Source organism: Mycobacterium sp. BK086, assembly GCA_004362315.1.
GTDB lineage: Bacteria > Actinomycetota > Actinomycetes > Mycobacteriales > Mycobacteriaceae > Mycobacterium.
Genome location: SNWL01000009.1, coordinates 166095 through 187817 on the forward strand (window position 1 = coordinate 166095; position 21723 = coordinate 187817).

At 65.4% G+C, this 21723-nt stretch carries 23 protein-coding genes; 14 read left to right on the top strand and 9 right to left on the bottom strand.

What is annotated here, in order from left to right; all coding sequences use genetic code 11:
* Nucleotides 1-3: 3 nt before the first annotated feature.
* Genes EV580_RS30060 through EV580_RS30095 form a run of 8 tightly spaced genes read left to right on the top strand, consistent with a single transcriptional unit; the run spans nt 4 to nt 9243 of the window.
* Complete coding sequence (locus EV580_RS30060) at nt 4-849, top strand: MlaE family ABC transporter permease (RefSeq protein WP_133696273.1); 846 nt, start codon at nt 4-6, stop codon at nt 847-849.
* A gap of 9 nt (nt 850-858) precedes the next feature.
* Nucleotides 859-2136, top strand: a complete 1278-nt coding sequence (locus EV580_RS30065) for an MCE family protein (RefSeq protein ID WP_133696274.1) — start codon at nt 859-861, stop codon at nt 2134-2136.
* Complete coding sequence (locus EV580_RS30070) at nt 2133-3158, top strand: MCE family protein (RefSeq protein WP_133696276.1); 1026 nt, start codon at nt 2133-2135, stop codon at nt 3156-3158. The genes EV580_RS30065 and EV580_RS30070 overlap by 4 nt, the downstream gene beginning before the upstream one ends.
* Nucleotides 3158-4240: an MCE family protein gene (locus EV580_RS30075; protein ID WP_133696812.1), complete on the top strand. Its 1083-nt coding sequence runs from the start codon at nt 3158-3160 to the stop codon at nt 4238-4240. The genes EV580_RS30070 and EV580_RS30075 overlap by 1 nt, the downstream gene beginning before the upstream one ends.
* Complete coding sequence (locus tag EV580_RS30080; protein ID WP_133696278.1) at nt 4240-5667, top strand: MCE family protein; 1428 nt, start codon at nt 4240-4242, stop codon at nt 5665-5667. Before EV580_RS30075 ends, EV580_RS30080 begins: the two co-directional genes overlap by 1 nt.
* Nucleotides 5664-7016 carry an MCE family protein gene (locus EV580_RS30085; RefSeq protein ID WP_133696279.1) on the top strand — a complete coding sequence of 451 codons (1353 nt, stop codon included), beginning with the start codon at nt 5664-5666 and terminating at the stop codon, nt 7014-7016. The genes EV580_RS30080 and EV580_RS30085 overlap by 4 nt, the downstream gene beginning before the upstream one ends.
* Nucleotides 7017-8720: an MCE family protein gene (locus EV580_RS30090; RefSeq protein ID WP_133696281.1), complete on the top strand. Its 1704-nt coding sequence runs from the start codon at nt 7017-7019 to the stop codon at nt 8718-8720.
* A 13-nt stretch (nt 8721-8733) separates the two neighbouring features.
* A complete protein-coding gene (locus tag EV580_RS30095) occupies nt 8734-9243 on the top strand; it encodes an Rv2253/PknI dimerization domain-containing protein (protein ID WP_133696282.1) in 510 nt (169 codons plus the stop codon).
* A gap of 3 nt (nt 9244-9246) precedes the next feature.
* Here the strand turns inward: EV580_RS30095 and EV580_RS30100 are convergent, their stop codons facing one another.
* The 3 genes from EV580_RS30100 to EV580_RS30110 all read right to left on the bottom strand — a co-directional run bounded on the left by EV580_RS30100 (nt 9247) and on the right by EV580_RS30110 (nt 11045).
* Nucleotides 9247-9699 carry an Rv2576c family protein gene (locus EV580_RS30100; RefSeq protein WP_133696284.1) on the bottom strand — a complete coding sequence of 151 codons (453 nt, stop codon included), beginning with the start codon at nt 9697-9699 and terminating at the stop codon, nt 9247-9249.
* A gap of 2 nt (nt 9700-9701) precedes the next feature.
* A complete protein-coding gene (locus EV580_RS30105; protein ID WP_133696286.1) occupies nt 9702-10214 on the bottom strand; it encodes a hypothetical protein in 513 nt (170 codons plus the stop codon).
* Nucleotides 10215-10280: 66 nt separating this feature from the next.
* On the bottom strand, nt 10281-11045 hold the full coding sequence (locus tag EV580_RS30110; RefSeq protein ID WP_133696287.1) for an Rv1363c family protein: 765 nt from the start codon (nt 11043-11045) through the stop codon (nt 10281-10283).
* A 155-nt stretch (nt 11046-11200) separates the two neighbouring features.
* Here EV580_RS30110 and EV580_RS30115 point away from each other — a divergent pair, with 155 nt between their 5' ends.
* Entirely contained in the window at nt 11201-11605 is a 405-nt protein-coding gene (locus tag EV580_RS30115) for a hypothetical protein (protein WP_133696289.1), read from the top strand.
* 56 nt (nt 11606-11661) lie between these two features.
* Here EV580_RS30115 and EV580_RS30120 read toward each other — a convergent pair whose 3' ends face one another.
* Nucleotides 11662-12939, bottom strand: a complete 1278-nt coding sequence (locus EV580_RS30120; RefSeq protein WP_133696291.1) for a cytochrome P450 — start codon at nt 12937-12939, stop codon at nt 11662-11664.
* Between the two features lie 139 nt (nt 12940-13078).
* Between EV580_RS30120 and EV580_RS30125 the strand changes: the two genes are divergently transcribed.
* Nucleotides 13079-13765 carry a TetR/AcrR family transcriptional regulator gene (locus tag EV580_RS30125; RefSeq protein ID WP_133696292.1) on the top strand — a complete coding sequence of 229 codons (687 nt, stop codon included), beginning with the start codon at nt 13079-13081 and terminating at the stop codon, nt 13763-13765.
* Here EV580_RS30125 and EV580_RS30130 read toward each other — a convergent pair.
* A complete protein-coding gene (locus EV580_RS30130; protein ID WP_255497881.1) occupies nt 13681-14073 on the bottom strand; it encodes an Rv2576c family protein in 393 nt (130 codons plus the stop codon). The genes EV580_RS30125 and EV580_RS30130 overlap by 85 nt on opposite strands.
* Nucleotides 14074-14244: 171 nt before the next feature.
* Here EV580_RS30130 and EV580_RS30135 point away from each other — a divergent pair, with 171 nt between their 5' ends.
* The 3 genes from EV580_RS30135 to EV580_RS30145 are packed head-to-tail and all read left to right on the top strand — an operon-like array spanning nt 14245 to nt 17543.
* Nucleotides 14245-15459 (top strand): acetyl-CoA C-acetyltransferase, encoded by a 1215-nt coding sequence (locus EV580_RS30135; protein ID WP_286171950.1) that lies wholly within the window; start codon nt 14245-14247, stop codon nt 15457-15459.
* Complete coding sequence (locus EV580_RS30140) at nt 15459-16232, top strand: enoyl-CoA hydratase/isomerase family protein (protein ID WP_133696296.1); 774 nt, start codon at nt 15459-15461, stop codon at nt 16230-16232. The genes EV580_RS30135 and EV580_RS30140 overlap by 1 nt, the downstream gene beginning before the upstream one ends.
* An 18-nt stretch (nt 16233-16250) precedes the next feature.
* Nucleotides 16251-17543: an acyl-CoA dehydrogenase family protein gene (locus EV580_RS30145; protein WP_133696297.1), complete on the top strand. Its 1293-nt coding sequence runs from the start codon at nt 16251-16253 to the stop codon at nt 17541-17543.
* Here the strand turns inward: EV580_RS30145 and EV580_RS30150 are convergent.
* The 4 genes from EV580_RS30150 to EV580_RS30165 all read right to left on the bottom strand — a co-directional run bounded on the left by EV580_RS30150 (nt 17540) and on the right by EV580_RS30165 (nt 21005).
* The gene (locus EV580_RS30150; RefSeq protein WP_133696815.1) at nt 17540-18505 is read right to left on the bottom strand and encodes a phosphotransferase family protein; all 966 of its coding nucleotides are present in this window, start codon (nt 18503-18505) and stop codon (nt 17540-17542) included. The genes EV580_RS30145 and EV580_RS30150 overlap by 4 nt on opposite strands.
* Nucleotides 18502-19287: an SDR family NAD(P)-dependent oxidoreductase gene (locus tag EV580_RS30155; protein ID WP_133696299.1), complete on the bottom strand. Its 786-nt coding sequence runs from the start codon at nt 19285-19287 to the stop codon at nt 18502-18504. Before EV580_RS30155 ends, EV580_RS30150 begins: the two co-directional genes overlap by 4 nt.
* A 105-nt stretch (nt 19288-19392) precedes the next feature.
* Complete coding sequence (locus tag EV580_RS30160) at nt 19393-20508, bottom strand: NAD-dependent epimerase/dehydratase family protein (protein WP_133696301.1); 1116 nt, start codon at nt 20506-20508, stop codon at nt 19393-19395.
* Complete coding sequence (locus EV580_RS30165; RefSeq protein WP_133696302.1) at nt 20505-21005, bottom strand: nuclear transport factor 2 family protein; 501 nt, start codon at nt 21003-21005, stop codon at nt 20505-20507. The genes EV580_RS30160 and EV580_RS30165 overlap by 4 nt, the downstream gene beginning before the upstream one ends.
* A gap of 61 nt (nt 21006-21066) precedes the next feature.
* Between EV580_RS30165 and EV580_RS30170 the strand changes: the two genes are divergently transcribed.
* The gene (locus tag EV580_RS30170; RefSeq protein WP_133696304.1) at nt 21067-21708 is read left to right on the top strand and encodes a TetR/AcrR family transcriptional regulator; all 642 of its coding nucleotides are present in this window, start codon (nt 21067-21069) and stop codon (nt 21706-21708) included.
* Nucleotides 21709-21723: the final 15 nt, after the last annotated feature.

A 21723-nucleotide genomic window follows, 5' to 3' on the forward strand; every position in this document is an offset into this window, starting at 1 on the left:
TCGATGGCATCACAAGCGTTGTATCCGAGGCTGACTCGCCAACTCCGGCGTCCGTTGGGGACGTTCTCCCGGATTGGTGATCACACGATTTTTTATGGGCGGGCGATCGCGGGGACTCCGCACGCGACCATCCATTTCCGCAAGGAGATCATCCGGCTGATCGCCGAGATCTCGATGGGTGCGGGCACGCTGGCGATGATCGGCGGCACCGTGGTGATCGTCGGGTTTTTGACGCTGGCTGCCGGTGGCACCCTGGCGGTGCAGGGGTATAGCTCGCTGGGCAATATCGGAATCGAAGCGTTGACCGGCTTTTTGGCCGCGTTCATCAATGTGCGCATCAGTGCCCCGGTGGTGGCCGGGATCGGGTTGGCCGCCACGTTCGGTGCCGGGGTGACCGCGCAGTTGGGGGCGATGCGGATCAATGAGGAGATCGACGCCCTGGAGTCGATGGGTATCCCGCCGGTCGAATACCTCGTCAGTACTCGCATTGTTGCGGGCATGGTCGCCATCACCCCGCTGTACTCGATCGCGGTGATCTTGAGTTTCGTGGCGTCGCAGTTCACGACGGTGGTGTTGTTCGGTCAGTCCGGCGGCTTGTATGACCATTACTTCAATACGTTTTTGAATCCGATCGACCTGCTGTGGAGTTTCTTGCAGGCGGTGTTGATGGCGATCACGATCTTGTTGATCCACACCTACTTCGGTTACTTCGCCACCGGCGGCCCGTCGGGGGTCGGGGTCGCGGTCGGTAACGCGGTGCGGACCTCCCTGATCGTGGTCGTCTCGGTCACCCTGCTGGTCTCCCTGGCCATCTACGGATCCAACGGCAACTTCAACCTGTCCGGATAGGGAGAAGACGTGACGAGAAACTTCGGTCCGGGCCCGGCCGACCGATCTGAAACCGAAACCGCCGCAGCGCCGGTGGCGCCCCGAGTCGGGCACAGCTTCGGCGCGCGCGGCTGGGCGCGCCCGGTGGCGGGCCTGGCAACTGTCGTCATCCTCGTCGCGATCGTCGCGGTCGCTGTGGGACTGTTCCGTGGGGACTTCACCAAAACCGTTCCGGTGACCGTGGTCTCCGACCGCGCCGGCCTGGTGATGAACCCCGATGCCCGGGTGAAGATGCGCGGTGTCCAGGTCGGCAAGGTCGAATCGATCGAGACCCGGCCCGACGGCGCGGCCGTGCTGCACCTGGCGATGGATCCCGGACAGCTGCGCAAGATTCCGTCGAACGTGGTCGCCGACATCGCCTCGACGACGGTCTTCGGTGCCAAGTACGTCAACTTCGAACCGCCGGCGGAGCCGTCGTCGAAACCCATGTACTCCGGCCAGGTTCTGCAGGGCCAGCACGTCACCGTCGAAATCAACACGGTGTTCCAGCAGCTGACAGCCATCCTGAACAAGATCGATCCGACACAGCTCAACGAGACGCTGGGCGCGCTGTCGTCGGCATTCGCCGGGCGCGGTAAGCAATTCGGCCAGACCGTCAAGGACTTCGACAGTCTGCTGGCCAAGCTCGAACCCAGCCTGCCGAACCTTGCCCGGGACATCGAACTCTCCGCGCCGGTGGCCGCCGCGTATGCCGACGCCGCGCCGGATCTGGTGAAGACCGTGCAGAACTCCAACAAGGTCAGCCAGAGCATCGTCGATGAGCAGCAGAACCTGGATACGTTCCTGGTCAACATGATTGGCCTTGCCGACCAGGGTAACGATGTGCTCGGCACCAACCAGCCGGCGCTGAGCAAGGTGCTGCACCTGCTGGCTCCCACCACGGCCCTGTTCAACGAATATGCGCCCGCCATCAACTGCACGCTGCAAGGCATGAACTTCGTTCGCCTGCAACCGCCGCTCCTGGATCCGGGTGTTCTGGTCAACGTCGCCTTCACGCTCGGTATCGAGCGCTACCGCTACCCGTCGAACCTGCCCAAGGTTGCGGCCAAGGGTGGTCCGCAGTGCATGGGCCTGCCCTACATCGGCTACGGCAACCGGTCGAAGTATCTGGTGACCGACACCGGCATCAACCCGTGGCAGTACGGCAACCAGGGCATCCTGCTCAACTCCGACGGCCTCAAGCAGCTGCTGTTCGGCCCGTTGGACGGACCGCCGCGCAACACCGCACAGATCGGACAGCCCGGATGATGCGCACCACAAGCACACTCGTCAAATTCGGGGTCTTCGCGGTCGTGATGGTGGTCCTGACCGCCTTCCTGTTCTTGACGTTCAGCAACTACCGCAGCGGGTCGACCAACGGGTACTCGGCGGTCTTCGGCGACGCATCCCGGTTGAAGGACGGCGACACCGTGCGCGTCGCGGGCGTCCGGGTCGGCACGGTCAACAGCGTTGACCTGCAGGCGGACAAGAGCGTCCTGGTCAAGTTCGACGCCGACCGCGACATCGTCTTGACCACGGGAACCCAAGCGGCAGTTCGGTATTTGAACCTGACCGGTGACCGGTACCTGGAACTCGTCGACGGCCCCGGCTCTAACCGGGTGCTGCCCTCTGGTTCTCAGATCCCCAAGGACCGCACACAGGGCGCACTGGACCTGGATCTTCTTCTCGGCGGCCTGCGGCCGGTGATCCAGGGGCTCAACCCGCAGGACGTCAACGCCCTCACTTCATCGCTGATCAACATCCTGCAGGGCCAGGGCGATACCCTCGACTCGCTGCTGGGAAAGACCACGTCGTTCTCGAATGCGTTGGCCGACAACAGTCAGACCGTCGAGCAGCTGATCGACAACCTGAAGGTCGTCGTCGATACGCTCGCCAAGGACGGCGACAAGTTCTCCGGCGCCATCGACAAGCTCGAGAAGCTGATCACCGGTTTGTCCCAGGACCGTGACCCGATCGGCACGGCGATCACTCAGCTGGACAACGGGACCGCTTCGCTGGCAAGCCTTCTGGGCGAGGCGCGGGCACCGTTGAAGGGCGATATCGACCAGCTCAATCGACTGGCCCCGCTGCTGGACGACAACAAGATCGTGTTCGATCGGGGCCTGCAACGCGGCCCGGACAACTACCGCAAGATGGCCCGGTTGGGGGCTTATGGCAGCTGGATCATGTACTACATCTGCGGCCTTTCCATCCGCGTCACCGACCTGCAGGGACGAACCGGGGTCTTCCCGATGATCAAACAAGAATCCGGTAGGTGCGGAGAGCCCTGATGCTGAAATATCGCGATTCAAACCTGTTCCGTGCCGGCTTCATCGGCGCCGTCCTGATCCTGCTCGTGATCGCCGTCGGGCTGCAGCCCGAGCGGCTCGTGCAGCTGGCCACCGCAGTCCGCCACCAGGCGCTGTTCAGTGAGGCCGGCGGGATCACCGTCGGCAACGACGTGACGATCTCCGGAATCAAAGTCGGTTCGATCACCGACGTGGTGCTCGACAACGGCGACGCGCTGGTCACGTTCACCACCACGGGCAAGTACCCGCTCGGGTCTCAGACCTCCGCCCACATCCGCACGGGTTCGCTGCTGGGTGAGCGCGTGCTCACCCTGGAATCGGCAGGCAGCGGGAGTCTGCGCTCCAGCGACGTGATTCCGACGACCCGCACGTCGTCGCCCTACTCGCTCACCGAGGCCGTCAGCGACCTCACCAGCAACACGGCAGGCACCGATACGGCCTCGCTCAACCAGTCGCTGGACACGCTCTCGGCCACCATCGACCAGCTCGCTCCGAAACTGGGACCGACGTTCGACGGGCTGAGCCGGTTGTCCCGATCGCTCAACAGCCGCAACGAGAACCTGGCCGGTCTGTTCAAGAGCGCCGCCGACGTCACCACGGTGTTGGGCCAGCGCAGTCAGCAGCTCAACACCTTGATCCTCAACGCGAACGAGTTGATCGGGGTGCTCAACGACCGGCGTGAGGCGATCGTCGATCTGCTGGCCAACACCTCTGCGGTGGCGCAGCAGCTTTCCGGGCTGGTGTCCGACAACGAAAAGCAGCTGGCTCCGACCCTGGAGCGGCTCAATTCGGTTGTCGCCGTGCTGGAGAAGAACAAGGACAACATCGCGCAGATGCTGCCGAACGTGAAGAAGTTCATCCTGTCCGAGGGTGAGACGCTGGCCAACGGCCCGTACTACAACGCTTACGTGCCGAACCTGCAGCCCGCACAGCTGCTCCAGCCGTTCATGGATTACGCATTCGGCTTCCGCCGCGGTGTCAATGCCGGCCAGCCGGCGGACACGGCCGGGCCGCGTGCCGAATTGCCGCTGCCCTACAACGGTATTCCGGGAGGTTCGCGCTGATGAGCCGACGTTGGGTGAAGCTGCTGGCGGTGGCGCTGGCCGGGGTTCTCGTGGTGGGTGTGGCGGTGCTCGTGCGCAACATCTTCTTCGGCCCGAGGACGGTCAACGCGATCTTCACTACCGCGACCGGTATCTATCCGGGTGACGATGTGCGGGTGTCCGGTGTCAAGGTCGGCACCATCAAGGCGATCGAACCGCAGGGCACCCAGACCAAACTGGTGCTCGACGTCGACAGGGACGTCCCGATCCCCAAGGACGCCAAGGCGATCATCGTCGCGCAGAACCTCGTCGCCGCACGCTACGTGCAGCTGACCCCCGCCTACCGCAACAACGTCGGGCCCAAGATGGACGACGATGCGGTGATCCCGTTGGACCGCACTGCCGTACCGGTGGAGTGGGACGAGGTCAAAGAGCAGCTGATGAAGCTGGCCACCGATCTCGGACCGCAGAGCGGGGTTTCGGGGACATCGGTGTCCCGCTTCATCGACAGCGCCGCGAACGCGCTCGACGGGAACGGTGACAAGCTGCGCCAGACCATCACCGAGCTCGCCGGGGTGTCCCGTGTGCTGGCCGGTGGCAGCGGCAACATCGTCGACATCATCACGAATCTGCAGACCTTCGTGACGACCCTGCGCGACAGCAATGAGCAGGTGGTGATGTTCCAGAATCGGTTGGCGACGCTCACCAGCGTGATCGACGGCAACCGGTCCGACCTCGACGGTGCGCTGAAGAACCTGTCGGTGGCGATCGTCGACATTCAGCGATTCGTCGCGGGCAGCCGCAATCAGACCTCCGAGCAGATCCAGCGCCTGACCAATGTCACCTCGAACCTGCTCGAGAACAAGATGGAGATCGAGAACGTCCTCCACATCGCGCCGAATGCGTTGACCAACGCCTACAACATCTACAGCCCGTCGGCTGGTAGTGCGGTGGGTCAGTTCGTGCTCAACAACTTCTCGAATCCGACCGAGTTCGTCTGTGGCGCAATCGGTGCGATCGAGAACACCACCGCCCCGGAGACCGCGAAGCTGTGCAGCCAGTACCTGGGCCCGGCCCTTCGCCTGCTGAACTTCAACTACCTGCCTCTTGGCATCGATCCCTACCTGATGCCGGCGGCCAACCCCGACGACCTGATCTACTCCGAGCCGAACCTGGCTCCCGGCGCGGGTGGACCGAAGCCGGACGTGCCGCCGATCCCACCGAGCATCTCGGCGTACGAGGGTGTGGCTCCCGGCCCGCCGCCGTTCACCGGACGTGCGCCGGGGGAGACCCCGCCGGGTGCGGCTCAGTTGCTGCCCGGTGGAGCACCGGCCCAGATCCCGAGCGTGATCTCGTCGCTGCCCAGCATGTTGAACCCGGCGGGGGCGCCACCCGGTCCGGCACCCGGCGGACCCCCGATGGCCGCAGAAGCAGGAGGGACGCCATGATCGGCGGAAAGTCCTTGCGACGGGCGGTGATCGCCGGCTCGTGTGTCGCGGTGACCACCAGTGCCTGCGCCTTCCAGGGCGTCAACTCGCTGCCGCTACCCGGTACCGTGGGCCGAGGGTCCGACGCCAGCGTCTACCACGCCGAGATCGCGAACATCGCCACACTGGAACCGAATTCGCCGGTGATGATCAATGACGTCGTCGTCGGAAGCGTGCGCAAGCTGACAGTCAAGAACTGGCATGCCGACGTGGAGTTCTCGGTCAAGCCCGACGTCGTGGTGCCGGCCAACGCCGTGGCCAGCGTTGGCCAGACCAGCCTTCTGGGCTCGATGCACCTGTCGTTGAACACTCCGATCGGTCAGTCGCCGAGTGGAAAGCTCAACCCGGGCGGGACGATTCCGCTGAACGCGTCGTCGACGTATCCGACCACCGAGCAGACCCTGGCCTCGTTGGCCGCCGTGGTCAACGGCGGTGGTCTCGGGCAGATCGGCGATGTCATCCACAACTTCAGTACGGCGGTCAACGGCAACGAGGCCGCGTTCCGCGACCTGATCACCCGGCTGGACACCTTCGTCGGAACCTTGGACGGCCAGCGTGACAACATCGTCTCGGCCATTCAGTCGCTGAACCGGATGGCGTCCACATTCGCCGGGCAACGCGACGACCTCACCCGCGCGCTGGAGAAGATCCCGCCCGCGATCGATGTGCTGATCAAGGAAAGGCCCACGCTGACAACGGCGTTGGAGAAGCTGGGGACCTTCAGCAACACTGCCAACCGGCTGGTCAACGAATCCCAGGCCGACCTGGTGGCCAACCTCAAGAACCTGGAGCCGGCCTTCAAGGCATTCGCCGATGTCGGTCCGGACCTGGATGCGCTCCTTGAATATGCCATCCACTTCCCGTTCACCCAGAGCTTCATGGACCGGGCGATCCGTGGTGACTACTACAACCTGTTCGCGGTCATCGACCTGACCGTCCCGCGGTTGAAGCGCACACTGTTCCTCGGTACGCGATGGGGACAGGAAGGCGCCCAGCTCATTCCGGCGCCCGGTGATCCGGTGTACCTGAACTACACGTACGACCCCCTCAAGACCGGCGTCGTGCCGCCCCCGCCGGACGCGTTCGACGATCAGCCGCCCCAAGCGCCGCCGCCGACGGCGGTCGCGGACATCGGCCCGATCCTGCCGTTCGTGCCACCCGCGCCGATCGCTGCACCGGGTACCCAGATTTACACCGAGGCGCAACTGGCTGCGACCGGGGTGAAGCCGATCTTCGCAGGACCTTATGGCGCACAACCTAATCCGCCGGCCGCTGCGCCGCCGGCTCCGCCGACGGGAGGGGGTGGCTAAATGCTGACGCGTTTTGTCCGGACCCAGCTGATCATCTTCACGATCGCCTCGATCGTCGGTGTGGGGATCATGCTGTTCGCATATATCCAGATCCCCACCCTGCTGGGCCTGGGGCGTCTCACCGTCAAGCTGGACCTGCCGGCCACCGGTGGTCTCTACCAGTTCAGCAACGTCACCTATCGGGGCTTGCAGGTCGGCAAGGTCACCTCGATCGAGTTGACCGACACCGGTGCCCAGGCGACGTTGTCGTTGGACACGTCGCCGAAGATTCCCGCCGACCTCAAGGCCGAGGTGCGCAGCATGTCGGCGGTGGGCGAGCAGTACGTCGAACTGTTGCCGCGCAACGACAAAGCGCCCTATCTGCAGGACGGGTCGGTCATCCCGGTCGGCAATACGTCGATCCCGCAGTCGGTGGGCCCGATGCTGGATCAGGTCAGCAAGCTGGTCGACAGCATTCCGAAAGAGAAGCTGAGCCAACTGCTGGGGGAGTCGTATCAGGCCTTCAACGGGACCGGCTACGACTTCGGTTCGCTGATCGACTCGGGCGCGACCATCACCAGGGACGCCAACGGGATATCGGATCAAACCCGTGCCCTGGTCGACGATGCACGGCCGTTCATCGCGGGACAGGCGCAGACCGCCGATTCGATTCGGACCTGGGCCAAGAGCCTGGCCGGTATCACCGAACAGGTCGCGAACAACGACCCGCAATTCCGGTCGATCCTGAAAAACGGGCCGGGCTTCGCCCAGGAGACTTCGCAGCTGCTGGCACAGTTGAAGCCAACGCTGCCAGTGCTTTTGGCGAATCTGACGACGTTCGGTCAGATCTTCCTGACCTATAACCCGTCGATCGAGCAGTTGCTGGTCCTGGTGCCGCCGTTCGTCGCGCAGATCCAGACGTACGCGCCGACCAATAACCCCACGGGTCTACCGAACGGTGACTTCTCGCTCGGTCTGGGCGATCCCGCCGCCTGTACGGTCGGGTTCCTCCCGCCGTCGTCGTGGCGCAACCCTGCCGACACCTCCGTGATCGACACCCCGGACGGGCTCTACTGCAAGCTGCCGCAGGACTCTCCGGTGGCTGTGCGCGGCGCGCGCAACTATCCGTGCATGGAGCATCCGGGGAAGCGGGCCCCCACGGTCGAATTGTGCAACGACCCCAATGGTTTCCAGCCGCTCGCCCAGCGTCAGCACGTGCTCGGCCCCTACCCGATCGACCCGAACCTGGTTGCCCAGGGCGTTCCGATCGACAGCCGAGCCCTGCCGGATTCCAACATCTTCGGCCCGTTGGAGGGCACGCCGTTACCGCCGGGCGTCACCGCGCCACCGCCGGGTGCTCCGCCGGTGGACCCGCCGCCACCGAACTTCGCCGGTACCAATCCGGGGTCGATGCTGCCCGGCCAGCCGCTCTATCAGACGCCACCGGTGACGCCGCCCGGTCCGGAGGGCAATGTCGGGCCGGCCCCGATCAACCTGCCGGGTCCTGGCAACATGGTGGCACCTGATCTCCTGCCGCCCGCGGATGGCGCTGCGCCACAAGCGGCTCCGAGCGCATTCAACGGCGCCGGTCAGCAGGCACCCGCGCTGCAGGTTGCCAAGTACGACCCGCGAACGGGCCAGTACATGGGCAGCGACGGCTCGCTCTACCGCCAGACCAATTTGTCCAAGCCGGCAACGTCTTGGCAGGACATGCTTCAGAGCTGAAAGGGGTATGTCGATGCCGATCCGAGGCTTACCGGTACTGACGGCAGTGTGCGCAGCCGCCACACTCGTCGGGCTCACTGGCGCCGCACCCGCTGCGGCGGACGAGAATTGGGGTATCAACGGCACGTTCGAGATCTCGTCGAACGGTGATTGGGCCAAGGTCAACGAGCGCTACGAAAACCAGCCGTCCGAGCGCAACATCTGGACGATCCAGACCTCGTGCATTTCACCGTCCGAGTGCACCGGGACCGTGACGAGCGATGCGGGGTGGACCGCTCCGATCTACACGACGAACAGCTTGTGGTACGTCAAGCGGACGATTCCCAACTGGCGGTTTTGCGCTGACGGTGCGGCGATCGAGGGATTCCAGGAGTACAAGATCTACCCGGTCGGTACGGACGGCCACTATGACCTGCACTCGGACGAATACACCGGCCAGAACCGCGTGATCGGCCCGAGCGGCTCCTGCGGGCGCAATCAGTGGCCGGTGATCTCGATGCCGATCTACATGAAGAAGGTTTAGCCGCTACCAGTTTCGCAACGAGCACAGCGCACCCTTGGGTCCGCTGTCTTGTTTGACGACAACACCGTTGATCGCCATCGTGCAGTTGAAGCCTGCCGCGGCCTTGGGCACCGCGCCCAGTGCGCTCTGGGCCTGGACGAGCACCATGCCCCACTGAATGGGATCGGTGAGGGTGGCTTCGAGAACCCACGGCTTGTCCGGTCCGACAGTCGCTTCGGCGTTGGGGCTGAACACGAACGGGTCGTGGCTGTAATCGGAGAACGTGGGCGGATCGGTGTCGCGGTAGTAGATCTCGGCGTTGACCGGTTTGTCGGCGGTGACGGTGTAGCGCACGTTGAACGCCGGCGGGGGAGGCGGGTCGCCGGGGGGCGGATCATCGGCCAGCGCCGGCGACGCGAGACTCGTTGCGGTACAGAGCATCGCGAGGGTGGCGCAGATCGTCAATGAGGGTCGCATCGTCACATCCTGACCAGGCTGAACGGATACGTGAAAGCGCCACCCGGGGCGCCGTCGCATCCGGTGTCGAACGTCGACACCATCGATCCCGCGAGCGTGTTCGCATCCCAGGTGTACACGTCGTGGGTGGGAATCGTTGGGCCGTAATAGATATCACCGCAGCGCAGGCCGAATGGATCGTCGATTGCCATCGTGTACTGCCCGTTGACCAGATGGGCATCGACGTCGGTCTGCACGGCCTTGGCGATCGGTCGCGGCAAGGTGAGGACGTGAATGCAGTCGGGGATGTTGTCGTTGGAGTTCGGGGGTTTGCACGGTGTAACCGCCGACCATACCCAGGTGTGAAAGTCCCTGCGGTCGGGCATGATCAGCTCGTAATTGCCCAGGTACATCTCGGCGGTGGCGGGCGGGGCGAACATCACCGCGGATGCCACCAGTGCCGTGGTCATGACGAGCGACTTCAAACCGGCTTCCTCCACCTTCAGGCCAAGCGCAGTACGCTGCGAGATTGGCATTCTCGTGATCGGAGAATACCGTCTCTGAGCTTTCCGGAGAAAGGGTTTCGCAGGTTCTGCCCGCCGTCAGACGAATTCGATATCCGAGACCTTCAGCTGATCGCCCTCGCGCACCAAGCTGACCACCACTCGCCACACGCGTGGCTGCTGATCTTCCTTGGGCGCATCCGGCCCGGTGCGCTGCGACGTCGCCGCGACCAGGACGGTTGCCGTGTCTTTGTCCATCGACTCGACGGCGGTGTTATTGACGGTGACTTTGGTGATGATCTTGGCGTCGGTAAGCGCTTTGATCAAATCGCCTGAGCCGTCTTCGAAATTCGCCTTGAATTTGCCCGTCGAATCGTCGATGACGCGTTGGACGGTTTCCTTGGCGTGGGTGTAGTCCAGTGACATCAGATTGACCACGCCCTGGCGCGCGGCCGCCGAGAACTCGGCCGAGCGATGCTGTTGCGCTTGGGCGTTGCGGTGTTGCCACCACATGTTGCCGGTGAAGCCAAGCAGGGCAACGATGACCAGAACGGCGACGATGCTGGCCGCCAGGGTCGCCCAGTGCAGGCCGCGCCGCCGCGCGGGTGCGACACCGATGACGGGCTCCACGGTGTCCTCGACCACGTCGGATTGGGCGTCGCCGGGCACGTCGATGATCGCTTTGTCGGCCACTGGTTCTGCGGCTGCCGGTGTTTCGTCGCGGGAGGCTTCCAGCTTGCGGCGCAATTCGTTTGCCCGGGCGCGGGCGGCCTCGGCGCGTGCCTCGGCCGCGGCGGCGGCTGCTTCCGCGGCTTCGGCGGAAACGGCGTCGTCGGGCGCCTCGGATTCACTTTTGCCCGGCATGGGACCTCCTCGTCCATCACGGTCGCATGGCGAAGAGCGACGCTAGCACTGCCGGCCAGCATTCCACAGTGGCAGTTCCACCCTGTTCGGGGCTGTCTTCGGAGTTTCTTCTCTGAGCTGGAGAATTCGCTTACCGAGTATGCGAAAGTATTCGGGTGCGATCGACCGTGCCAGTTATTGCTGCCATCCTGACGTCGCTGGTGCTTCCGGCGTCGGCCTCCGCGGACCCTGCGCCGCCGCCGATCAACGCCAACGAGTGCAATGACGCGTTCTGTACGCCCGGCATCACGCCGGGCGTCGAACTCGGTGCCCCGTGCGACAACACGACGTACTACGTGTTCGGTGTCGACACCCGGAACAACTGGGGCCGCCTGATCTTCTGCGGGTCGCCGCGACGGTATGCGCCGCGCTACTTCCGCTCGCCGCCGATGGTGGGCGTCAAGAACTTCAATGACGACTGCACCGGTTACGAGAACTCCGTCGCGCAGGCACCCGACGGCATGTTCCTCACGTGCATCGCGACCGGCGGGGCGACCCGCTGGGTTCAGGGCGACGCCTAGCCGGAGGACGAAAAATAGCCCCAGACCGCATGGCGGCCTGGGGCTATTTGCTTGCGTCAGCCGCGCCCGGTGAACTGCACGTGGATATCGGCGAGCCCCCGCAGGATGTAGGTCGGCTCGTAGTTGTACCGGCGGTCATCGGCCGGTCCGTGGAATTCCTCGTCGATGGTGATCTCGCCCATCCGGTCCAGCATGCGCTCCAGGGACACCCGACCCTCGACCCGCGCCAGCGGTGCACCGGGGCAGGAGTGGGCACCGCGGCCGAACGCGATGTGCTCGCGCACATTGGGGCGCCGGACCTGGAACTCGTGCGGATCGGTGAATCGCCGCGGATCGCGGTTGGCCGCGCCCGGCAGGACCATCACTACGGTGCCCGCCTTGATGTCCATGTCGCCGACCTTCGACGTCCGGCGGGCCAGCCGCGAGTCGCTCTTGACCGGGCTTTCCAGCCGCAGTGACTCCTCGACGAACGTCGGGATCAGGCTGCGGTCCTCGCGCAGCGCCTGCTGCAGGCCGGGCTGTTCGACGAGTGCCTTGATCGCGGCGGACAACAGCTTGGCGGTGGTCTCCTGGCCGGCGGCGAACAGGAACGTGGCGGTGCGGACGACGTCGATGATCTCCGGGGTCGACCCGTCGGCGTACTTGGCGGCCGCCAGCTCGGTCAGCACGTCGTCGCGGGGATCGCGACGGCGGTCCTCGAGGTAGCTGCTGAACTTCTCGTCGAGGAACTCCAGCGGGTTGATGCCGACTGACTGGTGATCGAGTGAACCGACTTGCGCTTCTGGCCGATCGGCGCCGAGCACCGTGCGGAATTCCTTGTGGTCCTCTTCGGGGACGCCGAGCAGATCGGCAATCACCAAGAGCGAGAACGGCTTTGCATACTCGGCGAGGAACTCGCTGCGGCCCAGTGAGATGAACTCGTCGAGCTGGCGGTCAGCCAGCCGCCACATGAAGTCCTCGTTCTCCTTGAGCCGCTTGGGGGTGAGCAGACGGCTGAGCAGCGAGCGGGCCTTGGTGTGGTCCGGCGGATCCATCGTCACCATGTGCTCGTTCATCGGGAAGTACGACCGGTGGGCGTCGATCTGGGCGTTGAGGTCGTCGCCCTCAGGGGTGAACGGCAGGGGAGGGAAAGGGCCGCCGAGGGCCACGATGTTCGAGAAATCCTCGGGGTTCTTGTAGACCTCGAGCGCCTCTTCGTACCCGGTGACGGCCACGAAACCGTGCGGTTCCAGGCGCAACGTGGGGCTCTGCTCGCGCAGGTAGTCGTAGTACGGATACGGGTTGGGAACCAGCGACTGATCGGTGAGGAAGTCAACGGTGGCGAAATCGGTCATAAGCGGGTTTTTCCTCCAAGCGGGCTGATTGCTGTGCACCTGCTTAGCATGGCGTAAAGTGCGTGGTCAAGGCTGGATCTCATCGGCCCACGTACTATCGGCGTGTTCAATCGGCGCACAAACGGGAACGAGGTGGCACATGGCATCGCCGCGGCGGATCGGTGCGCCCGATGCGAAGAACCGCATGGTGCTGCTCGATGCCGCCGAACAGCTGCTGATCGAGGAGGGCTACGCGGCGGTGACCTCGCGCCGGGTGGCTGAGAAGGCGGGCCTCAAGCCGCAGTTGGTGCACTACTACTTCCGCACGATGGACGACCTGTTTCTCGAGGTCTTCCGGCGCTACGCCGACCAGGGCATGGCAGCGCTCGAGTATGCGCTGGCGTCGCCGCAGCCGTTGTGGGCGCTGTGGCGGTTCGGCATCAATCCCGAGGCCGGCAGGCTGACGATGGAGATGGCCGCACTGGCCAATCACCGTAAGGCCCTTCGCGCGGAGATGTCCCGCTACGCCGAGCGCTTCCGCGAGCAACAGCGCGAAGTGTTCGTCACCGCCCTGGACCGCTACGGGGTGTTGCCTGCCGAGGTGCCGCCGGTGGTGTGGTCGATTCTGCTCACGGGCCTGTCGACGGTGGTCATGCTGGGCGAGGCTTTGGGGGTCACCTCAGGGCATGCCGAAACCCTCGAACTGGTCGAGAAGTACCTGACGGTGATGGAGGGTCCGCTGCAGTCGGCGGACGCGTCAGCTCACCAGTGGCGCAGCGAGCAGAGCGCGCCCTTGGGGCCGGAGTTCTCCGCGACGACGACGCCATCGACGGCCAGCACGCAGTGAAAATTCGGCGGGGTTCTCGATAGCCCGCTGGTTGCCGCCACCATCGCCCATTCGTCAGGGTTGGCGAGCTGCACATTCAGCACCCACTTCTGGGTCGGGCCGACATCGGCCTCGACCTTGGGGCTGAACACGTATGGGTCGTGGCTGTAGTCCGACCAGTTCACCGGCTCGGTATCCCGGTAGTAGATGTCGGCCGCGCGGAATGGCTGTTCGGCGAACACGCTGTAGGTGACCTGGTGCATGACGACACCCTCGTCGGCGCCGGCCGGAGCCGACGAACCCGCCACACAGATGGCTGCCAGGGCCATTGCCGACCCCACCTGGACGAACCTCATGGCTCAGTTTGGCATGGCGGGCTCGTCATGGGCGGCGTTTGTCCCACCCAGGGGCCCTTCATTGACAGGCGCGGTGAGAACATTATTCTCACTTATCGGAAGGCAGCGTTCCAATGAAGGGGGCTGGACATCAGAGACGCGCTCATCCTCGACGCGGTGCGCACCCCTCGCGGACGCGGCCGTGCCGGTGGCGCACTGCATGGCGTGCACCCGCAGAACCTGTTGGCGCAGTGCCTCTCAGCGGCGGCCGACCGCGTGGGTTTCGCCCCCGCCGACGTCGACGACGTCATTGCCGGCAACGGGATTCTGGCCGGTGAGCACGGCGATGACATCGCCAGGCTGTCGCTACTGCTGGCCGGGTGGCCGCAAACCGTCCCCGGCATGACGCTGAACCGGTTCTGTGGATCGGGACAGCAGGCCGTCACGGTCGCGGCCGCCGGGATCGCCGGCGGGCAACAGGACCTGGTGGTGGCAGGTGGCGTGGAATCGATGTCCCGCTGGAATGTCACCGTCGGCGCACCGACGATCGACGGCGCCAATCCGGAATTTCGGAAGCTCTATCCGACGGTGCCACAGGGTATTTCGGCCGATCTGATCGCCTCCCTCGAAGGCTTCAGCCGCACGGACGTCGACGCCTTCGCCGTGTCGAGTCAGGAGCGTGCGGCAGCGGCGATCGCGGCAGGCCATTTCGACCGGTCGATCATCGCTGTGCGGGACAGCGATGGCGCGATTGTCGCGGACCGCGATGAACATCCCCGGGCGGGAACGACTTTGGAGAAGCTCGCGGGCCTGCCGCCCGCCTTTGAGCGCATGGGCGCGGCCAGCCTGGACGGTGAGAACCTCACCTTTGACGAGATCTGTCGCAGGCGCTACCCCGAGGTCGAGCGCATCGACCACGTCCACCACGCGGGTAACTCCTCGGGCGTCGTCGACGGTGCGGCGGTGGTGGTCGTCGCTTCGGGCGAATGGGCCACGGCGCACGGGGCGGTGCCGCGTGCCCGTGTCCGCGCGGCCGCCGCGATCGGCAGTGAACCGATCATCATGCTCACCGCCCCCGGCCCGGCCGCGCAGCGTTGTCTGGACAAGGCGGGCATGACAATCGATGACATCGATCTGTGGGAGATCAACGAGGCCTTTGCGGCGGTGCCGCTCAAGACGATTCGCGATCTGGACCTGGATCCGGCGAAGGTCAACGTCAACGGCGGAGCCATCGCGCTGGGCCATCCGATCGGCGCGACCGGCGCCATGCTGATCGGCACCGTGCTCGACGAGCTGGAGCGCCGCGACCTGACCACGGGTCTTGTCACCATGTGCACCGGCGGCGGCATGGGCACCGCGACGATCATCGAGCGACTCTGATGCCCGAGACCCTCGAGATCGAGACACCCGCCCCGGGTGTTCGATTGATCCGGCTCAACCGCCCCACGAAGCTCAACGCGATCAACGAAGTGATGCGCGACGAGATCGCCGACACGCTGGCAACAGTGGCGAACGACACGGATGTGCTCTCGGTGGTGCTCACCGGCGCCGGGCGTGGATTCTGTGCGGGTATCGACATCCGCAACTTCGGCCCCGGCATGCTGGAGGCCACCGCTCCGGCGATCGATCGGCTGCGCTTCCAAGAGGCGATGGCGGCTCTGGTGCGGGCGCTCGCGGATCTGCCGCAGCCGGTCGTCGCGGCGATCAACGGACCCTGCGTGGGCGCGGGTCTGGCGTTGAGCCTTGCCGCCGATATCCGGATCGCCTCCACCGCAGCCACATTCGGCAACGCCGCAATTCTGCTCGGACTGTCCGGCGCGGAAATGGGTATGAGCTATCACCTGCCCCGCATCGTGGGGGCCGGGGTCGCCGCCGACTGGATGCTCACCGGCCGCACCGTCTCGGCCGAAGAGGCCGACCGGCGGGGATTGGTGAGCCAGTTGGTCGAACCCGATCAACTCGTGCATCAGGCAGTCGAAATCGCCTCACGCGTAGCGGAATTGGCGCCTCTCGGCGTTCAGCTGACAAAACGGGCGCTGCAGGTCAACATCGCCGCCGCGGGCCTCGGGCCGGCGCTGGAGCTGGAGAATCGCAACCAGGTTCTCAGCCACGCGACCGATGATGCGGCAACCCGTCGATCGACCTGGTCTTGAGCCGAAGGGACGAAACAGATGTCGTGGGATTTCTCCACCGACCCGGAATGGGCGGATCAGCTGAAGTGGGTCGAGGACTTCGTGCGCTCGGAGTGCGAGCCGATCGACTACATCGTCAAAGAATCCCATGACCTCGACGACCCGGTGCGTCAGGCGCTGATTCCGCCGCTACAGCAGATCGTCAAGGAACGCGGGCTGTGGGCGACCCATCTGGGTCCGCACCTCGGCGGCCCGGGCTACGGCCAGATGAAGCTGGCGCTGCTCAACGAGATCCTCGGCCGGTCAGAATGCGCGCCGATCGTGTTCGGTTCGCAGGCACCGGATTCGGGCAACAGTGAGATCCTGGCCCACTACGGCACGCCGGAGCTCAAGGCTCGTTACCTCGAACCGCTGCTGGACAACCGGATCATCTCCTGCTTCTCGATGACCGAGCCGCAGGGCGGCGCCGACCCCAAGATCTTCGAAACCACTGCGGTGCAGGACGGCGACCACTGGGTCATCAATGGCGAGAAGTGGTACTCGTCGTTCGCCTCCAAGGCGTCGTTCATCATCGTGATGGCGATGACGGATCCGGATGCTCCGCCGTACAACCGGTATTCGATGTTCGTGCTGCCCGGCGAGACGCCAGGTATCAATGTTCTGCGCGATGTCGGCCTCGGCTACCAACCGGTCGGCGGCGGGCGAGAAGGCTACGTTCGCTACGAAAACGTCCGCGTGCCAGCCGATCACATGCTCGGCCCGCGCGGCGGTGCGTTCGTGGTGGCGCAGACCCGCCTCGGCGGCGGCCGCATCCACCACGCGATGCGCACCGTCGGTTTGGTGCGGCGAATCTTCGACATGATCTGCGAGCGGGCGGTGTCGCGGTATACCCAGGGCAGCGTTCTCGCCGACAAGCAGCTGGTGCAGGAGATGATCGCCGACTCGTGGATGGAGATCGAGGCATTCCGCCTGCTGACCCTGCAGACGGCATGGAAGATCGACCAGCACAACGATTACGCCGCGGTGCGGGCCGACATCTCGGCGGTGAAAGCGATGATGCAGAAGGTGCTGCACGATGTGTCGGCGCGTGCCCTGCAGATCCACGGCTCGCTGGGCACCAGCCACGAAATGCCGTTCGTGCAGTACCTGACCGAATCGTTCGTGCTGGGTCTGGCCGACGGCCCCACCGAGGTCCACAAGGTCACCCTGGCGCGACTGTTGCTCAAGAACCGTGAACCGGCACCGGATCTCTTTCCCTCCGAACACCTCTTGCGGTTACGGCAGGCGGCGGAGGAGAAGTTCGCCGACAAATTGGCCGGGATTCCGCGCTAGCTCAGATAGCCCCGTGCCTGCGTCAGCAGCGCCGGCAGTCGCAGGGCCATCGCCTCCAGACCTGGGTCGGGTGTCGCCCGGCGTCGATTGTGTTTGACGATCAGCGACCAGGTGGCCGTGGACTTGAAGCAGGCGAGCGCCTGGAACCACTCCAGGTGAGATACCTCGCACGCCAACGTCTTTTGGTACTGGGTGATCAGCTCGGTGACCGGTGGTGTCGTCCCGCGGTAGGGAGTGGTCCGATCGTAGGTGTCCGGGTCGGAGTTGATCAGGAACCAACCGGCGTCGACGCGCGGGTCACCGATTGACCAGATCTCCCAGTCGATGACCGCGGTGATACCCCGGTCGTCGGCCAGCAGGTTGCCCAGCCGGAAGTCGCCGTGCACGATCGCCGGAGGCATTGCGGGCGGGGTGGATTCGCGCAGGGTGTCGGCGACCTCGCGCCAGCCCGGCGCCAGGTCCGGGTCGACGGTGGCCAAGGTGCGACACCACTTGTCGACCTCGGCTACCGGAGCGACGACCGGTTCGTCGGCGAGCCCGAGCTCGGCGGGGGACAGCGTGTGCAGCGCGGCCATGGTTCGTGCGGCATGCCGGAAGCGGTCGGCCACGATTGCCGCCGGCCCGGCCTCGTCGGCGTCGAACAACGGCTCGACGGAAACCCCCTCGGAGAACGACATCACGAACAGCGGTGGGACGCCGGGCGGTTCGCCAGGGTCGTCGAGGAGGATCGCTGGTACGGGGACCGGGCTGTCCGACAGTGCGCGAACAATCCTGGCTTGCCGAAGGACATCGCGATGCGCGACGGGTGGCAACCCGGGCGGGGCCACTTTCACCACGACGCGGCGGTCGCCGAGTTCGCCGGCGAACGTGAGACTGGAGGCGCCGCCGGCCAGCGGACGCAGTTCCGAGACATCCCGGGGCGCAAGCCGGCGGGACAGCTCGTCGAGGAGTTCGGCGGTCAGCTCAGCGCGCCGATCTCCCGCAGGAACGTCTGCGTGTGCGCGATCCGTCCGGTCAGCGTCGCCGGGTCGCCCGTACACAACTCGAGTGCGGTCCTGGTGATCAGCTCGATGTCCTCGGTATCGGTCTTCGCCAGGTCCAGGGTGCCGGCGCCGGGGGTGGCGACCGGGTTGGTCGGTGCGGCGGCGTTCACCGCGATGCCGTCGGCATACAGTTCGGCGGCAAGGCTTTTCGTCATCCGGTTCATCGCCGCCTTGACCGTGCCGTAGATCCCGAAGCCGGCGGTGCTGTCGAACTCGGAGAACGGCGGGCCTGGTGGCAGGTCCCCCCCGACCGAGGTCAGGTTGAGTACCCATCCGCGCCCGCGTTCGCGCATGGCGGGAATGGCGAGCTGTGTCAGATGCAGCGGCGCCACTACGTGCATCTCCAACATCAGCCGCACCCGCTTGTCGGGAAAGCCGTCCAGCGGACGCAGAAACGTCACCGCGGCATTGTTGACGACGATGTCGGGGGAGCCGACCTGCGCCACCGCCTCGGCGAACAACCGTTCCCGATCCTCGGGGCTGGACAGGTCGGCGGCGATGGCCACCGCGGTGCCGCCCGCTCCGGCGATCTCTTCCTGCGTCTGGACCAGTGAGCCGTCGTACTTCGGATCGGGTTCGGCCGTGCGGGCGGTCAGCACCACCGTGGCTCCCTCGCCGGCGAGCCGCTGCGCGATCGCCTTGCCGAGGCCGCGGCTGCTGCCGGTCACCAATGCCACCTTGCCCGCACACCGTCCAGTCATGTCGGCTCCTTCCGCAGCTGCCGAGAGGTGATGTTGCCGCGAGTGTGGGGGTTATGCAAGCAATTTGGCGATTTCGCAGGCACAGGCCCGACAGTCGGCGCAGTGCTAAGGCCGGCGGTCGGCGGCCCCGGCCAGGACGTCCGGACCGTACTTGCCCTCGATGAAGGTCCACGGGTCGGCGTAGCGTCCCCGGCCTTCCTGGCGCCGCTGCGCGGCCAACACGAGTCGCATGACCGGCCTGATCACCGGGCCAGCCAGTCCGAGCACCGTCTTCAACGCACCGTTCTGCGCTCCGGCCACCCAGGCCACCGTCTCGGGCCAGGGATGCTCTTGAAAGTCAAGCAGCGCTTGTGATTCCGTCGTGTCATACCAGCCGGTGAAGCTCCAGCCCCGGTCGTCGTCGGGATCGCCCGGCAAGCTGGCCGTCGGGCCGAGTCGGCCCAGTCCCATTGCCGACATCATGTCGTCTTCCACGTCGCGATGCGTGTGCACGTGGGACTCGTCGCCGCCGATCAGCAGCACCTTGCCGGCGATCGCCTTGGTCCGCTCGACCCCGTTGGCGAAGGCCAACGCGACATCTCGGGCGTCGACGGTGTGCAACCGGTTGTCCCCGGGGGTCGCCCGCATCAAGACCAGGTAGTCACTGTTCATCGAGCCCGCCGCGTCGGGGGAGATCACTCCGGCCAGTCGGAACATCGCGTAGGGCAGTCCGCTGTCGGTGATCACCTTTTCGGCGAGCACTTTGTCCTCGCCGTATTGATCGATCGGATTCACCGGCGTCTGCGGGGTGATCAGTTCGGGGTGGCGATACGGATTGCGTGAGCCGTAGACGGACGCACTGGATGCGTACAGCAGCGCCGGCGGTGTCGGCAGAGCGGCGGCAGCCTTGACCAGGGCAGTCGTACCACCCACGTTGACCCGGCGGGCCAACGTGGGATTGTGGTACGACGCAGGCGCGAGCATCGCGGCCAGATGCACGATCGCAGTGGGTGGATGCTCGGCGACCAGACGGTTTACCGCGTCGGCGTCGGTCAGGTTGGCGTAGACCGGCACGAAAGTCCCGGGGTGGCCCGCGTTGGCGAGCCGGTCCGCAAGCGCCGCGGATGCCGGCGTCTCGAGGTCGGTCGCGATCACGGTATGCCCGCGCTGCAACAGGATCTCGGCGCAGCGTGAACCGACTTGGCCGAATGCTCCGGTGACCAGAACGGTGTGTGACATCAAACCATGCCTCGCTTTCGTGCCAGCCGCGCCGCGGAGTCCCGCAGGCGTGGTGAAATTCTCAGGGAGAAAAGGGGATTGAAGACGTCTTCACGCAGCCGGGTCAGGGTGGACGTCTTGATCCGCCACTGACCGTCGGTCTTCTCATAGGTCTCGTGGTAGTGGCCGTAACCCTGCAGGTTGACTCCGGGGGCCAGCCGCACGATGTCGTTGAGCGCCCAGATGCCGGTCGCGGTGGTCGGCGACGTCAGGTGGATCTCCGGCGCGTGGACCTGATGGACCGTGGGCTGTGACGGCTTGCCGAGGGTCTTCTTGATGAATGCGATCATGTTGTCGGCGCCGGTGATGACGACCCCGCCCGACGGCGTGGTGTCACTGACGAAGTCGTCGGTGAAAACGCCCCGCCAGCCCGCCCAGTCCTTGGTGTCCAGCAGGCGGCAGTATCGGGCTTTCAGTTGCTTGATCGCTTCGACATCTGCCCAGTCATCCGCGTCGGTCATCGCAACAGGCTAGCGAACGGCCTCCTTTGGGACACTGAGCAACCCGATTAAACTCATCCGAATGGCAAAGGCATCGTCTCCGGAGCGGCGGGGCGGTCGGCCCACGCAGGCCGAGGCCGCGGCCCTTCACCAACGCCTGCGAGAAGCGGCGGTCAAGACTTTCCTGGAGAACGGCTACGACGCGACGACGATGGTGGCGATCGCCGAGGCCGCCGGAATCACCAAACCCACGCTGTATGCGCGCTATCCCGACAAGCGCGCGGTGTTTCTTGACGTCATTCCCTGGGCCTTCAGCCGCGCCGTGCAGGTCGATACGCCGGACGCGGCCGACGATGAGGACTTGCGCAGCGCTCTGGTGGCCGTCGGCGAGGGCGCGCTGCGGCACGCGCTGAACCCCGACATCGTCCAGCTGCACAAGATCGCCCGCAACGAGGCGCACCGGTTTCCCGAATTCAAGCTCAGCGCTGAGTCACTCGGCTGGGCAAGCCGCCAGCAGCAGGTGATGGACCTCCTTCGGCGCCACGCCGAGGCGGGCACCATCGAGGTCGAGGATATCGAGCTGACGGCCGAGCACTTCCTGGCCATGGTCGAGGTCTTGCCCGCCCGACTGGCCGATTTCGGCCTCTATCGCACCCGCAAGGAGGCGCGGCGCCGGTTGCTGCACGCGGTCGATCTCTTCCTGCACGGAGTGCTCGCCCGCTAGTTCCGAAAAACTTTA